Below are 15427 nucleotides of genomic sequence, written 5' to 3' on the forward strand. Positions count from 1 at the left end.
TCGGCTTACGCAGTCCTGAAATCCGAAGATCTAGAAATGTTTGACTAACCCGCTGAGGGGGGGGTAAGCTTCAGCACGCGACCCCTCGAAAACATGAAATTCATGTGAAGACGTCGCGTTCTCTAGCCCTTAAAGACTGCTCTTCTGTTCTTACAGACAGCTCTTCTCGCAACCCTTGAGGCGCCCGATGATTCAGTCCCGTCTGACCCTGCCGGTCCTGTTGCTTCTAGCGTTGACGGCGGTAACCGCCTGCGCCGCCGACAAGCCGAACATCCTCGTCATCTGGGGCGACGACATCGGCACGTGGAACATCAGCCACAACAACCGCGGCATGATGGCGTACGAGACACCCAACATCGACCGCATCGCTAAAGAAGGCGTCTCGTTCACCGACTACTACGCCCAGCAGAGCTGCACTGCCGGGCGTGCGGCGTTCATCGGCGGCACGGTGCCGGTCCGCACCGGCATGACCAAGGTCGGCCTGCCGAACGCGGCCGAAGGCTGGCAAGAACAGGACATCACGATCGCCGCCGTGCTCAAGGAGCAAGGCTACGCGACTGGCCAGTTCGGCAAGAACCACTTCGGCGACCGCGACGAGCACCTGCCCACGAATCACGGCTTCGATGAGTACTTCGGCAGCCTGTACCACCTGAACGCCTCGGAAGAGCCCGAGAACCGTGACTACCCGGGCGACATGGTGCTGCCAAACGGCAAGACGTTCCTCGAGCAGTACGGCCCGCGCGGCGTGGTCGATTGTAAGGCCAACGACGACGGCACGCAGTCGATCAAAGACACCGGCCCGCTCGACAAGAAGCGGATGGAGACGATCGACGATGAGACGGTGGCCAAGGCGAAAGATTACATCAAGCGTCAGAACGACGCCGGCAAGCCGTTCTTCTGCTGGTGGAACGGCACTCGCATGCACTTCCGCACGCACGTGAAGGAAGAGCACACCGGCCTGAGCGGCCCCAGCGGCAACGAGTACCACGACGGCATGGTGGAGCACGACATGCACGTCGGCGAGCTGCTCGACCTGCTGGACGAGCTCGGCATCGCCGAGAACACGATCGTGATGTACTCCACGGACAACGGCCCGCACTTCAACACCTGGCCCGACGCCGGCTACACGCCGTTCCGCAAAGAAAAGAACAGCAACTGGGAGGGCGCCTACCGCGTCCCGGCGTTCGTCCGCTGGCCCGCCGAGTACCCCGCCGGCGCCATGGTCAACGGCATCGTCGCCCACGAGGACTGGATGGTCACGTTCGCGTCGGCCGCCGGCAAGAAGGACCTCAAGGAGGACATGCTCGACGGCTACGAAGCGATCGGCCGCACGTACAAGCAGCACCTCGACGGCTACGACATGAACGAGTACCTGTCCAAGGCCGACTCGTTCGATAGCTACAGCGACAACATTAAGGCGTCGCCCCGCAAGGAGTTCTTCTACGTCAACGACGACGGCCAGATGGTCGCCATCCGCTTGGGGGATTGGAAGGCGGTGTTCTTGGAGAACCGCGCGAGCGCCTTCCAGATCTGGCGTGAGCCGTTCACCGAGCTGCGGGTCCCGCTGCTCTTTAACCTGCGCCGCGACCCGTTCGAGAAGGCCCAGATCGACGCGAACGTTTACCACGACTGGTTCCTCGACCGGCCCTTTGTGATCGTGCCGATGCAGCAGATCGCCGGCAAGTTCTTTGAGACGCTCAAGGAGTACCCGCCGAGCCAGACGCCCGGCTCGTTCAACCTGGACAAGATCCAGGAGCAGATCGAGAACGCCGCCACGGGCAAGTGATGTCGCCAAACGATCTGAAGGGCCGCCGTGTATCGCTAGAGCCGGCGGCCCTTTTTCACAACCCACCGGAGAACTCTGCCTTGAAAGCCACGCTGGCCGCTATCTGCCTGCTGTCGCCCTCACTGGCCCTCGGCTCCGACGACCCGCTGCCGTCGTGGAACGACGGCCCCGCCAAGACGGCGGTGCTCAATTTCGTCGAGACAACCACGACCGAAGGCTCGACCGACTTCGTGCGGCCGTCGGAGCGCATCGCCGTGTTCGACAACGACGGCACGCTGTGGGCCGAGCAGCCGATGTACTTCCAGCTGCTGTTCGCCCTCGATCGGGTGAAGGCCCAAGCCGATGATCACCCGGAGTGGAAGACCACCGAGCCGTTCAAGAGCGCCCTGGCGGGCGACATGAAGGGGCTGTTGGCCACGGGCAAGGAGGGATTGGCGAAGGTCTTGGCGGTCTCGCACGCCGGCATGACCGCCGACGAGTTCGCCGGCTCGGTCCGCCGCTGGCTGCGCACCGCCAAGCACCCGACGACGGGCAAACCGTACTATCGGATGGTCTACCAACCGATGCTCGAACTGCTCGCCCACTTGCGATCCAACGGCTACAAGACGTTCATCGTCTCCGGAGGCGGCGTCGACTTCATGCGGGTGTTCGCCGAGCGGGTTTACGGCGTGCCGCCCGAGCAGGTGATCGGCTCAAGCATCGCCGCGAAGTACGAGCTACGCGACGGGGTCCCCACGATCGTCAAGCTGCCCGAGGGGCTGTTCGTCGACGACAAAGAGGGCAAGCCGGCGAACATTTACGGCCGCATCGGCCGCCGCCCGGTCTTCGCCGCGGGCAACTCCGACGGCGATAAGCAGATGCTCCAGTACACGACCATCCCACGCGGCGTAGACGACACGACGGCCCGCTTTGGCTTGCTCGTCCACCACACCGACGCCGAGCGTGAGTGGGCCTACGACCGCAAGTCGCACATCGGCCAGTTCGACAAGGCGCTCGACGACGCGCCGCAGCGTGGCTGGGTGGTGGTCGACATGGCCGAGGACTGGAATCGCGTGTTCGCCGATTGACCACGGGCGATGCTTCGCGGACTACGCGAAGCGGCCGTCGCTCACTCGGCCCGCGCCCTGGCCGGGCAAACCGACCACCTCCCCGCCGCCGTGCAGAGCCAGGCGCCAGCCAGCAGCCAACCGGCCGCTGGCTCCGGGGCCGAGGCGGCTTGTGCGTAGGCTTCGCTCACGGCGCCGTAATTGTCTAGCCAGGTGTCGAAGTCTTCCTGCGTGACGGCCCCCGGTGTGACGGAGGGGTCTTCGTTGGGCAACGCGATGAGAGAGCCGAGGTTGTCGCGCCAGACGGTGAAGTCGGCGGCGTCGACGATGCCGTCGTCGTTGAAGTCGCCCGGCAGGATCTGAGTGACCGGGGCGTAACCGAGCCCGTCGTACCAGACCCGGCCCGACCCGAAGGCGCTGTAGTCATCGATGTAGGCCACGACCGACTCGCCGTCGGACAGCTCGACGCGTCCGAGGTACGCCTTGTAGAGGCTGCGGTTGCCCTCGTCGACAACGACCGTGCCGTCGAACTCGTCCACGCTGGCGTGCTGGGCGCCACGGATGCGGTACACGGCGAGGTTGTCCGGCGTGAGGCCGGCGCTCACACGCCAGTCGGTCGACTCCTCGACCCAGAAGTAGGCGAACACGTCGTAGGCTCCGGCGTCGACGCCCTCGGAGGTCGTCTTGATCATAGGCGCGTTCTCGTTGGCCAACTCGTCGGCGGTGAACACGCCGCCCCCGTTGCCCGTGAGGGTGCGGTAATGCCACGCGTCGTCGGTCGGGCCGGAGCTATTGCCGGTGGTGAAGTCGAGGGCGCCGCCCGAGGCGAGCCGCGTGTTGGCGCCGTTCGCGTCGACGTAAGTCACGGGCCCCACGGCCTCGTGGTCGTCGAGGATCAGGCCCACGACGGCGGTGTCGTAGTTCTGCGAGGAAGACATCGTTCCCTTCCACCACAGCAGAGCGGTGCGTCCCCTTTCCCACGAGGGGATGATCGGCCTAAGGTTGTCGTAGGTGGAGTTCTCGGTGACCGCCGTCCACGACCACGTAGCCCCGTCGTCCGCCGTCACCCCTTTGTAGATCTCGTGGTGGTCGGTCTTGACCTCGGTGGTGGGGTGCACCTCGGTCGAGATGTAGATCGTGTTCGGGTCGCTGGGGTCGAGCGCCCCCAGCCCCGTGTAGTCGCTCTCGGACGTGCCGTACAGGTTGGCGCCGGCCTGCGCGATCTCGGTCGTGGTCCATTCGTTGGTCGCGGGGTCGAGACGGGCGAACCAGACCCGGTGGTCGTGGTTGCCCACGCCCTGGTTGGCGGTGTAAGGGACGGCGCGGGTCTTGAAGAGGGCCGTCACCGTGCCGTCGCTGTACGACTGCACGTCCGTGTTCCAGGCGCGTGAGTGCTCCTCGCCGTCGGCTTGGAAGACCTGCGTGAAGTCGTCGGTCGAGGGGACCGTGCTGGGGTCGAACGAGCTGGCCGCGCTGAAGATGTCCGCGTCGACCTCGTTGCCCTCGCTGTCGTAGATCTTGCCGCCGCTGATGTAGGCGTGGTAGATGCTCGTGTTGAAGTCGCGCGGGTGGTACTCGGTGGCGATAAAGTCGATCCGGTCGGTCCCGTTCGAGACGTACTTGTAGTAGCCGTTCACGTAATTGCCGCTGGCGGGCTTGTCGTTGGGCTGCTCGGTCAATTGCCCGCCGTACCTCCAGTTCTGGCCGTTGTCGTCCGACACCATCAGGTGCGGGCTCTGCTGCGTGCGAGCGATGTTGTAGAGCCGGCCGTTGCCGTCGCCGTCGGGGTCTTCGTCCGCCAGCTGGAACAAGTTGGAGTAGGTTGTGCCGCCCGACCCCGGGGCGTCGTCGGGGATGGCGTCCCACCAGTCGAATTCGCGCTCGGCGCCCCACGACTCGTTGGCCGTGTCGTAGGTGCGGAAGGAGCTGCGGTCGTCCTCCACACCGAAGCGGTTGTTGTGCCCGGTGTAGAAGGCGAGGATGTCGCCGTCCTCCTTCTTCAGGAGCGCGGGGACGTTGTGGTCGTCGCTGGCGCCGTAAGACTCGATGTCGTTGTGCACGTGCAGCGTGCGTGAGCGGTCCGAGAGATTGACGTGGACGGTCTGGATCTGACCGTCGACCCCTTGGCCGCCGAGCCCGGCGAAGTTGGGCGTCGAGCCCACGATCAGCTCGCCGCGTTCGCGGTCGACGATCGCGCGTTCGTCTTGGTACCAGCTCCAGGCGCCGTTCTGGTTGAACTGGATCAGCGAGCCGTGCACGACGTCGGAGGCGGGCGGGGCGATGTGGGGGCCGATCTCCGCCGACAACGCATCGAAGCTGATGTTCCTCGCAGACCCGCTCCCCACCGCCTCGGCGGCCAGCGTGATCCGGGCGGCGCGGGCGCCCACCGGCATTTGGCCCGAGAGCGTCCTGGAGCTCCACCCCTGCTCCTCCGACTGCGAGCCGAGCGATGTGAACAGGGAGGTGAACCCGATCGGCTCCGAGTCGTCGTCGAAGAACTCTAGCCGCACGTGGCCCACATCGTTCGGGTCGGCGTCGTTGTAGGCGAAAGAGAGATTGAGCGCGTTGCTCCCCGTGTCGACCAGCGCAGCGTGGGACGACAGGTCGACGTCCTGGTACACGCTCATCTCCTGCCCGGTGGAGAACGGCGACTGCCCCGCCCCTGTGGCCTGCCAGGTCGCCGTGGCGAACTGTGACCCGGAGTAAGCGTTCTCGGGATCGATCACCGACAGGCCCGCTCCATCCGTCGTGTAGAGCAGCCCCATGCCGGGGCTCGTTTGCCAACCGGGGGGGACTACGCCTATGGACCCCTGTTCAAAATCGGCGTTCGCGAAGGAGACGGGTTGCTGAGCGCCCGCGCGGCTGGCCACGCCTGCGATCACCACGGCCAGCAACGCGGCAAGCATCGAGGAGGCAATCAGTCGCGTGGTTCCGCTCGTGTTCAGTCGTATCATGATGATCTGCAGGGTGGTCATTCAGAGGTTGCTTTCTTGTGGGCTCGTGGCGACGCCGATCCGTGTGTGGCCCGCGGGGCGTGAACCAACGGGCTAGGACCGGGCGTCATTCTCCGCTGACGACGATGTTGTGGGTCACACTGTGCATGCCGGGCTCGATCGTCAGCGTCTCCGAAGATTCGTATTCGTTCCCGATCCAATCCGATTCGTTGGCGGCGTCTCCGCCCGGCTTGAGGTCGTAATAGGTCAAGCGGATCCGATAAGTCCCCGGCGTCAGGCCCCGCACGCCGAGGTACTCGGTCAATTGATACGCGCCGTCCGAACCCATCGTTCCGCCACGCGGCCGGATGGGGCCTTGCGACGCCTCGGGGACGAAGCTGACGCGACAAACCCCCGGGCGGTCTCGGCCGGCGAACTCGATCGCCCCGGACACGGGCACCACGCTCGGCCCCTCGCCCCCGCACCCCACAGGGGCGAACAACGCAGCGAGCACCAACCACCACGCCGAAAGACGCGGCCGTGGTGAAACGCGGATAGGGGGTCTGCTGTTGACCTGCTCGCACATAGATCGGGCTTCGGATTCTGGCTGTGGTTGGTTCATCAGAGGCTGGTAATAACTTCCTCTCCGGCGCGTGTGCCGAGGTGGTTGTAGAGGCGGTAATCGATCGCTTCGGCAACAAACCGCACGCTGCCGTCGGCCATCGTCATGTTGATGCCGCCGGGGTGGTCGCTCTTGAAGCCGCAGCCGACGGTGTGGCATCCGGGCGGGCTCAAGCACTCTTGGAACTCGTTCACGGGGATGCCCGTCGAGGCGAGCGAGAAGTTGGGCGCCCAGACCCCGCCGTACACGCACTGCCTCGGCAGGGTCTCCCCGAGCAAGAACGTGTTGCTGAGGCCATCGGTCACCTGAGAAAACTTGCGGCGGTCGTTGAATCGGCCGAACATGCCGGTCGAGCTCGCCTCAAGGACCCGCTCGTTGGGCGGTCGAGGATTCGAGTAGGTCGGCCGGTAGGTTCCGTAGTTGCTCCCTTGGCAGCAAAAATTGTCGCCCGACGGCCTCTGATTCACGCAGAACTCGCAGTCGCCCGGCTCGCTCGGCCAAGCCCGTGCAGTGGGCCCGATCGACACCGGGTAGTACAACCCCGGCGCGGGGGTCGGGTTGCTGCCGCCCACGTCCGCCCGGTCTTCGAAGATCGGCGAGCTAGAGCTCTCGGCCGAGGGACAGACGTAACCCGCGACAACGGTCATGACCGCCTCGCGGTTCGCAGCCGCGATGACCCTCTGGGTGAAATCGAAGGAGTCGTGCAACGGCGTCTCTTCGATGTAGGGCAAGATCAGCATCGTCCATGTCGGGCCCGGCTTGGTCCAGTAATAGTCGCCCTCGACGTCGTGGTAGATCGGCTGATACCGATTGGTGGTGTGGTAGTTGTGCATCGCCAACCCGATCTGCTTCATGTTGTTGCGACACTGCGCCGTGCGGGCGGCCTCACGCGCCGACTGCACCGCGGGGAGCAGCAGCGCGACAAGGATCCCGATAATCGCGATCACGACGAGCAACTCGACGAGCGTGAAGGCCCTCTTCGGGGGGCGGCTGCCCAAGATCAACAATGACTTCATAACGTTACTCCGCGTTTGCACCCGTGTGAGACGCCCTGCCCCTGGGGGCGGGGTATGGATCAACAGCGGCGGCTTCCGGCCGTCCGGTGTTGGGGACCGCCCCGACGGGGCCCGTCGGCCGCATGTGCGGCGACGGCGCCCCAGGAGCCCCGCGTGCGCCCGCCGAGGCCCAGCAGAACCAGGGCCCCTAGCGAAGCCGCCAGCAGCAGGCCGTTGGGCTCGGGTACAGCCTGAGAAGCGGAGCCCGAGGGGATCGACGCGTTGTAGTTCGTGCGCCACACGGCGTAGTCTTCTTCCGTCACCACGCCGGGGGTGGAGTCGTTCGGCAGGACGGTGTTCGTTCCTAGATTGTCCCGCCAGACGGTGAAGTCGGCGGCGTCCACGGCGCCATCGTCGTTGTAGTCTCCGAAGAGGGTCTCCGCTGACACGAAGAAAGAGAGGCTGTCGATCCCGACGTTGAGCGCGCTACCCGAGCCGGTTCGCTCGCCGGACAACTCGATCGCCACCGAGCGGGCTCCCACGGGCGCCTGGCCGATGGCGCTGCCAAACTCCCAGGCGTCCACGTCGGTGATCGGCAGCAGGTCGCCGCTAACGACCCCTAGAGACTCGGTCCCCTCGGTGTCCGAGAAGAACTCGTAGTTCACCCGCACAAGGTCGCCCGATGACGGCAGCTCGCCTACATTCTCCGGCGTCAGCGGCGGCCCGAAAGGCCCGGCCGCGTCCCACTGGTTGTAGTAGAAGTCGAGCTTCACACGACCGTCGCCCTCGTCGATAAGGTCCGAAGCGGAAGAGATATCCACCAGCTGCCGAAGCGTGCCAGTGGTCTCGGTCGCGGTGGGATCATCGGGCACGATCGCGAAGCGATTGCCCGCCAGATACTGCTCGCTGCCCCCCTGCCCCGCATCGGGATCGGGCTCGGAGATGTCGCCCACGTCGGCGTGGTTGTCGCCGTTGGAGGTGTACCACTGGCTGTTGCCCCCAAGCGTCCAACTCGACGCACCCGCCACGCCACCGGTAGCGGTCACGTCGTCGTCCTCGAACCCGGGGTTCGCGATGGTGAGCGGACGGAAGGGGTACTCCAGGGCGGGCGGGAGAGCGGTCTCGATGAGGCCGCTGATCTCGTCAAAGTGCACGTTGGTCGCGGTGCCGCTTGTGCGGCTCGCATTGAGCTCGATCCGCAGTGACCGGGCGTTCGCCGGGACGAGATCGATCAGCGAGGCGGCCCTCCAGTCGATTGCCGGCGTGGCCGAGAGCCCCCCGGTCGATACCGATCCGAGAGAAGAGACGCCGGCGAGGTCGGAGAAGAACTCGACGTTGATCGAAGCGGTTTCCGCAACGCTCATGTTGTAGAAGAAGTCGAGATTAATCTGGGCCTCGCCCGCGTCGATCAGCGCGTGGTCCGAAGCGGGGATGCTGACCAACTGCCGGGCCATCGAGACGGCCGGGTTCATCTCGTCGTCTTCTCCCTCGCCGATGAAGCCGGCTAGCCGGTTGGCGGTCAGGAAGCGATCGCCGAATCCCGCCTGCCCCTCGAACGGGTCAACCTCCGAGAGAAACGCGCCTCCCTGACCGGTGCCGTCGGTCGTGTAGAACTCGTTGAGCGAGGGGCCCGTGCCGATGTCCCAGTTGTCCGCGCCCGGGAACGCCTCGGTCAGCCCGCTGCCGAAATCTCCGTTCAGAATGTCCAGCACCCCCGCCTGGGCTGGCCCCGAGCCCGCCGTGGCGGCGGCGATCACCGCTATCGCAAACGCGCTTCGCCAAACACTTTTCGTTGTTGTGATTTCCACCGCCGCTCTCCGAGAAAAGGGAATGTCTGATAAAAGGCAGGTGAGGCTGCCGCCCGCCTGTTCGGCCCGGCGCAGCCGCCATCCAGCAATTGATGAGCTCTGAACGTTTGCTGAAGCGCGGGGGGGGCGACGACGCCCCGTCCGGCTTCAAAGACGCCAAGGCTGCGCAGCTGCCCCGCTACGCAGCCAAGGCGACCGGTGGTTCTGGCTCGGCCTTAGCGGCGGGCGCGGAAGGCGCCGAGCAAGCCAACGCACAAGGCGACCATCGCCAGCCCGGCCGGCTCCGGGATCGGCGTGATCTCGCCGCTGAAATCGTCGAAGTGCGCGTTGCCCGCCGAGCCGCCGAGGCGATTGATCACCAGTTCGATCTTCAGCGAGCGAGCGCTGCTGGGCACGTCGCCCGACAGGCCACGCAGCGCCCATGGGGCGCGGGGCTCGCCGTCGGCGGCGGTTGGCGCAATGACGCCGGTGGTCAGATCCCCCGCCAGCAACGCCGTGCCGGCGACATCGGAGAAGAAGCTCACGTTCACAAACCCTTCGTCGTTCTGGTCGCTGTCCGAGAACATGAACGAGAAATCGAGCAGTGCGTCTCCCGAATCGATGAGCGCCGCGTCGGACGAGATGTCGACCACTTGTTCGATGATCTGCGGGTTGTTGCTCGCACCCGCCCCGGTCGCCAAGCGGTTGCCCGAGAGCCAATTCACGCCCCCGGCCGCTGCGGCAGGATCGTTGGCGGAATCGGGCGCCCCGGCGGTCGTGGTGAACCAATCGGTCCCGCCGGAGCTGATCGACCAGCCGGTCGCGCCGACGGCCGGCGCCAAGTCGGTCTCGAACCCGGCGTTATTGATCGACAGGGCGCCGGCCTCCGCTGCGCCGCTTAGCGACAAGACCGATGTGAGCGCGCATGCGCTCGTGAGCAGGGCTCCGTGTGCTAGACGTTTCATCGTTAGCAACTCCGTAGGTGAAAGACAAGAAGTGAAGAAGAGAGGTAGAGAGAAAAGAAGTCTCGAATCCAACGTTTCATCGCGTCGCCGGACCGTCAGCAAGGCAACGGTTCAACCGCAGCCTCTGGGGCGTTCAGATCGCATCGTTCGGCTCCGAGTCTATGTCGCCCGCAAAGTAGTGCTCACGCACCTCGGTCTCGCTCAGCGGCCGCTCGTAGATCGCCAACTCGTCGAGCTGCCCCACGAACAACCGTTCGGCGAGATGCGGATAAAGCCGGCCGCACACCAGTTGCATCCCGCTGGCGATCTCGCCGTTGCAAGGGTCTTTGGAGATCAGCTCACCGTTGCGGTAGAGTTCGAGCCGGTCGGCCCGCTTCACGTAAGCCAAGTGATGCCAGCGACGCACCTCGTAGCCGTGGTTGATGCTCGTTCCGAACTCGCCCTCCGGCACGTTCGATGGCGGGTCGCGCAACAGGTAACGGAGCGAGTTGAGCGGCGTGCGTGACCGCCAGTGGAATTCGGACCCGCCGAGCTCCACCAGCACGGCGTGGTTGGCGAACCTGTTGGGCAGTTCGGATTCGACCGTGAGGGCGAAGATCGACCCGTTGTGGAAGTGGCTCGGCTTGACCCACACCTCGGCGGAGAACTCCTTGAGCGGAGCGGCGGGCCAGGGTTGGTCCGCGTAGAGGTAGCCCGCACGACGGGTCATGCCAAACTCAAGAGCGTAGTTCTCACCGTAAGTGACCGAAGAGACCTCGCCACCGATCTTCATCTCGATGCCGCCCTCGACCTCGTTCACCAGCAGGCCCGACGACTTGCGGTTGAACCGCCAGAACCCCGCGGGCTTGGACGCCATGACGAGCTGAGCGTAGCGGGGACCGGCGGACAACCTGTCGGTCGCCATCGATAGCTCCTCGGCGAACATGTCGCTGTCGGCCGACACCCGCCGCAGCCCCGCCTCCTCGGTACCCGCGAAGCGTCGCGCAATCGCCTCTCCCTCCAATAGGTAGCCAGCCTCCACACCGGGCTCGACGCCCAGCGCGTGAGGAGGCCCCGCCCAGACCGCGACGCCATCGAGCATGTGGACGGCGTAACCGCTGTCGTTCTTCAAGATCCCAAGCGACGCGTCGTCGCTCAGCTCCAGCAAGCCGACGGGCGTCTCGACGCGCAGCGACTGGCCGTAGACGCTGATGTCGGCGACCATCCGGCCGGAGACGAGCTCGGGGATTTCCCCCAGACGCACGATCGCGGTGCAGGGGCCGAGCAGGCGAACCGAGGCCCTCGCCCCCTCCACCTGCAAGTCGATCTCGGCGATGCCTTGCTGCAGCTTGAGAGTCTCGCCGCCCTGCAGCACCCGGCCGCGGGCGGGTGAGGTGCTGGCGGAGGGCTCCCAGATGCAGCCGGTCACCTTCGTGAGCCGAGCGCCTTGGAACCCCGTCGCGGCCTCAGCGTCGGCGACGCGTGGCTCCTGAGGGTCGCCCCACAGGAAGACGTTCAGCAGCAACGAGCAAGCCAGGGCCGCCGCCCCCAAGGGGGCCCAAAAAGATCGGGTCGCCGGCGCAACGGGGCGCGTGTAAGGAGGGGCGTGCGACGCCTTGAGCGCCGCCAGGTCCAGCAGGTCGCCCGTGGGAGTGATCATGGAAGTCGCTTCGGCGTGCAGCAGCGACTCTTCGCAAAGCCACTCGACCGCCTGCGAGCGGAGTTCGGCGTCGGCGAGTAACGCCGAGTTCAGCTCAGCGCGGTCGCGCACCGACAGCTCGCCTTCCGACGCCGCCAGCAGCAATCGATTTAGCTTCTCGAAGTTCATGTGCTTTGGCTGATCGCTTCAAGGCTACAGGCAAGGTTCAAGCCGCCAGGCTCTTACGGACACGGCCGAGCCTCTCGGCTCGTGCTTCGACTCACACGCCCGAGGGGTCGGGCTCGGACAAACGCTTCTTGACGCACTCGTGCAGCATGCCGCGCAGCCGCCGCATCATCGCTTTGACCGCGCCGGTCGACTTGCCGACGCCGGAAGCGACCTGGGTGATGGACAGGTCCTCGGCGTACCGCATGCGGATGAGCCGCCGCTTGTCCGCGGAGAGCTTTGACAGGCAGCCGCTCAGCGCGGCCTGTCGAGCCGCCAGGTTTCCCACCTGGGCAGCCGCGGCCTCGACCATCACCTCCACGAGTTCTGGCGAAAACGCCAGGCGGTCCCGCTGGCGATCTCGGACATGCGACAGCACTTCGTACTTCGCCGTGGAAAAAGCCCACGCTTCAAACTCTCCGGAGTCCGCGAAATCCTTGGACTTGCGGAGCAAAACGACATTGGTCTTCTGCAGTATGTCGCTGGCGTCGTTGTAGTTGCCGACGCAAGCGAGTATGTACGCCCGCAACCGGTCTTGACTGGCGGTCAAGAACCCCACGAATCGGTCCGAGGGCGGCTGATAATTTGACAAGAAAAGTCACAAAAAAGATGAGTAGACGTGCCCAACGCAGCATCGCGTTTGGGGCGGATCACCGCTTAGCAAGCACAATCGCTTATCTCGCAGCCTTCTCCGGTCCTACCTATAAACTCCAAAGGGGGTACGCCCAACCGGTGGCGATTTTCCGCAACCACGCTACGACCGACAGCGGGCCGCATCCCCCAAGGCGCCGAGTCACCCCATGTTGTCGTAAGCAAGCAGGCAAGCGCCCTGCTGGCGGCCCGTGCTAGCGTGAAGCCTAGAGCGGTTTACTCATAGGTGTAGACGCTCGGCTCGCGATCGGCGTCATGGCTTCGTCAGCCTGCATCGACAATGCACCGCATTGCCTGCTTCGGCTTCCTCGCCACGCCGCCAATCGCTTCCCCGCTCGTACACACCAATTCGAAAACCGCTCTAGTCATGGGCAGAGTGCGGCAGCGCATAGCGTCCCCCCCTGCGGGTGGATAAAAGTAGAAACGATCGCTCGTGAGCGTCGGTCCACGTCCAAGCAGCGAACGCACTCACGCAAGAAGGCTTCCAACCAGTCGTTCGGATGGTTCCGAAGCAAGAGAACCACGGCGCAGCAACGCAACGACGGAGACATATTCCGGTCGCTCGCATCAGGGCTCGAAGCAGAGGAGGCGCGACTCCGCCGTCGCCTCATCGCGCTCAACGCTATGGGCGGCACGAGGGCAGCAGATCGGGGCAGGCCGATTGCCACAAGAAAACCGCGCAGCCGAAAAGAGCCACACAGAGTGGCGACGCGTCCCCACCAAGAAAAAGGGGACACGCCGCAAGTAACGCCAGTGGGCCTGCTTGGCACAACGGGCAAAGAGAGTGGAGGCGGCGGGAATCGAACCCGCGTCCCGCGACCGCTCCACGCAAGCTTCTACGTGTGTAGTCAGGCGATTTGGTTTCGCACGACGGGCGCCCTTCCTGACACGGCTACCGTCGGACTATCCAGGTACTTCAGTTAGCAGCGGGCGTGCCCGGAGGGTTGACCCGCAAGCGATCCGGAGGGGGTTATACGTTCCGTCCGCAGATTCCGGCGACCCGCGGGGGTACGTGACTGGGAGTCCTAGTTAATTAAAACTAGGCAGCCAAAGCGTAGTTACCTTCGGCAATTGAAGGTTGTAATCGGCTTTTTACGTGGGCCACCGATCAACCACGACACGCCACTTACGCTTCGACAATCCGGTCGAACCCAGTTCGCCCCCTCGAAACGCGTCTCGCCCGCGCCGCTTGCGTGGCGGCGGGGCGAACCTCCTATTCTATTCGGCAAGGCCGCGGCAAAGAAGGCGTCAATTCCTTGCGATTCCGCTTTCCCGCCACGCGGCGGCGCAGAAACCGTGGGGGAGGTGGTGGGACATTGCCGCTTGATTTGGGATACTCGGTCCCTGGGTTTCCCGCCGGCCACAGGCCGGCGGCTAAATGTCTTATGTGAGAAACGAGTGCGACATGGCGCTGCTGATTAGGAACGGACGGGTCGTGACCGCGGGGAGCGACGCGGTCGCCGACGTGCTGGTCGAGGGCGAGACCATCGTGGCGGTCGGCCGCGATTTGGCGGCGCCCGCGAGCGCCGAGGTGCTCGACGCGACCGACAAGCTCGTGCTGCCGGGGTTCATCGACCCGCACGTGCACATCCACTTGCCGTTCATGGGAACGCACGCCAAGGACGACCACGCCTCGGCCAGCAAGGCGGCATTGGTCGGCGGCACGACTTCGCTCATCGAGATGATCTGCCCCGGGCCGGACGAGGACCCGGTCGAGGCTTACGAGTTATGGAAGTCGAAGGCCGCCGGCGCCGCGTCGTGCGACTACGGCTTCCACATGGGGGTGACGAACTTCGACGAGTCGACCCCGGACAAGCTCAAGAAGATCGTCGAAGACGGCACGGCGAGCTTCAAGGTGTTCCTCGCCTACAAGGGCGCCCTGGGGGTGAGCGACGAGGAGCTCTTCAACACCCTGGAACTGGCGGCCGAGTTGGGCGTGATTGTCACGGCCCATTGCGAGAACGAGTCGCTTGTCTCCGAGCTGCAGCAGCGGCTGCTGGCCGACGGCAAGACCGGGCCCGAATGGCACGAGCCGTCGCGGCCCGTGCGGGTCGAGGCCGAGGGGGTGCATCACCTGATGACGTTCGCCGAGCTGACCGGCGCCCATGTCTATGTGGTGCACACCAGTTGCCAGGAGGCGGTCGAGGCGGCCGCGGCCGCCAAGGCCCGCGGCGTGCAGGCGTGGATCGAGACCGTCATCCCGTACCTCGTGCTCGACGACACCTACGCCCAGCAGACCGGCTTCGAAGGCGCCAAGTACGTGATGTCGCCGCCGATCCGAGACGAGCAGCACCAGCCCTACCTGTGGAACGCACTCGCCAACCGCACGATCAGCACCGTGGCCACCGACCACGCCCCGTTCGACTTCAAAGGCCAGAAGGAGATGGGCCGCGACAACTTCACGATGATCCCGAACGGGATCCCGAGCGTCGAGCACCGTGTGCAGTTGCTCTACCACCACGGGGTGACGACCGGGCGGATCGACCTGTCGACGTTCGTCGACTCGGCCAGCACGCAGGCGGCCAAGCTGTTCGGGCTCTACCCGAAGAAGGGAACGATCGCCGTGGGGTCAGACGCCGACCTGGTGGTCTGGGACCCCGACTGGGAGGGCGTGCTGTCGGTCGACACGCACCACATGCAAACCGACTACTCGGCGTTCGAGGGCTGGGAGCAGGTCGGCCGGGCCGACACGGTCACCGTGCGCGGCGAGGTGATGGTCCGCGGCGGCGAGTTTGTGGGGCCCGAGGGGAAGGGCCAGTTCCTCAAGCGTGAGCCGACGCATTGAAACGCCACGGCGGC

10 protein-coding genes and 1 other RNA gene are annotated in these 15427 nt (G+C 65.2%); 3 read left to right on the forward strand and 8 right to left on the reverse strand.

Annotated features, from left to right (window positions below; all coding sequences use genetic code 11):
- Positions 1-187 precede the first annotated feature (187 nt).
- Together Mal64_RS14950 and Mal64_RS14955 are read left to right on the forward strand one after the other, a co-directional pair.
- Positions 188-1786: an arylsulfatase gene (locus Mal64_RS14950; RefSeq protein ID WP_146401668.1), complete on the forward strand. Its 1599-nt coding sequence runs from the start codon at positions 188-190 to the stop codon at positions 1784-1786.
- 80 nt (positions 1787-1866) lie between these two features.
- Positions 1867-2853, forward strand: coding sequence for an HAD family hydrolase (locus Mal64_RS14955; RefSeq protein WP_231993778.1), 987 nt, complete (start codon positions 1867-1869; stop codon positions 2851-2853).
- A 41-nt stretch (positions 2854-2894) separates the two neighbouring features.
- Here Mal64_RS14955 and Mal64_RS14960 read toward each other — a convergent pair whose 3' ends face one another.
- From Mal64_RS14960 to ssrA, 8 genes are all read right to left on the reverse strand, one after another.
- Positions 2895-5807 carry a BNR-4 repeat-containing protein gene (locus Mal64_RS14960; protein ID WP_146401672.1) on the reverse strand — a complete coding sequence of 971 codons (2913 nt, stop codon included), beginning with the start codon at positions 5805-5807 and terminating at the stop codon, positions 2895-2897.
- Positions 5808-5892: 85 nt separating this feature from the next.
- Complete coding sequence (locus Mal64_RS14965) at positions 5893-6228, reverse strand: hypothetical protein (RefSeq protein WP_146401674.1); 336 nt, start codon at positions 6226-6228, stop codon at positions 5893-5895.
- Between the two features lie 158 nt (positions 6229-6386).
- Entirely contained in the window at positions 6387-7403 is a 1017-nt protein-coding gene (locus Mal64_RS14970; protein ID WP_146401676.1) for a DUF1559 domain-containing protein, read from the reverse strand.
- A 59-nt stretch (positions 7404-7462) separates the two neighbouring features.
- Positions 7463-9139, reverse strand: coding sequence for a hypothetical protein (locus tag Mal64_RS14975; protein ID WP_197525790.1), 1677 nt, complete (start codon positions 9137-9139; stop codon positions 7463-7465).
- Between the two features lie 266 nt (positions 9140-9405).
- Complete coding sequence (locus tag Mal64_RS14980) at positions 9406-10134, reverse strand: PEP-CTERM sorting domain-containing protein (RefSeq protein WP_146401680.1); 729 nt, start codon at positions 10132-10134, stop codon at positions 9406-9408.
- A 133-nt stretch (positions 10135-10267) separates the two neighbouring features.
- Complete coding sequence (locus Mal64_RS14985; RefSeq protein ID WP_146401682.1) at positions 10268-11941, reverse strand: LamG domain-containing protein; 1674 nt, start codon at positions 11939-11941, stop codon at positions 10268-10270.
- A 91-nt stretch (positions 11942-12032) separates the two neighbouring features.
- A complete protein-coding gene (locus Mal64_RS14990) occupies positions 12033-12536 on the reverse strand; it encodes a sigma-70 family RNA polymerase sigma factor (RefSeq protein ID WP_261342192.1) in 504 nt (167 codons plus the stop codon).
- A gap of 874 nt (positions 12537-13410) precedes the next feature.
- Positions 13411-13792, reverse strand: a transfer-messenger RNA (tmRNA) gene (gene ssrA / locus Mal64_RS14995).
- Positions 13793-14033: 241 nt separating this feature from the next.
- Between ssrA and hydA the strand changes: the two genes are divergently transcribed.
- Entirely contained in the window at positions 14034-15413 is a 1380-nt protein-coding gene (gene hydA / locus Mal64_RS15000) for a dihydropyrimidinase (RefSeq protein WP_146401686.1), read from the forward strand.
- Positions 15414-15427: the final 14 nt, after the last annotated feature.

It is taken from the genome of Pseudobythopirellula maris, from assembly GCF_007859945.1.
GTDB classification, from domain to species: domain Bacteria; phylum Planctomycetota; class Planctomycetia; order Pirellulales; family Lacipirellulaceae; genus Pseudobythopirellula; species Pseudobythopirellula maris.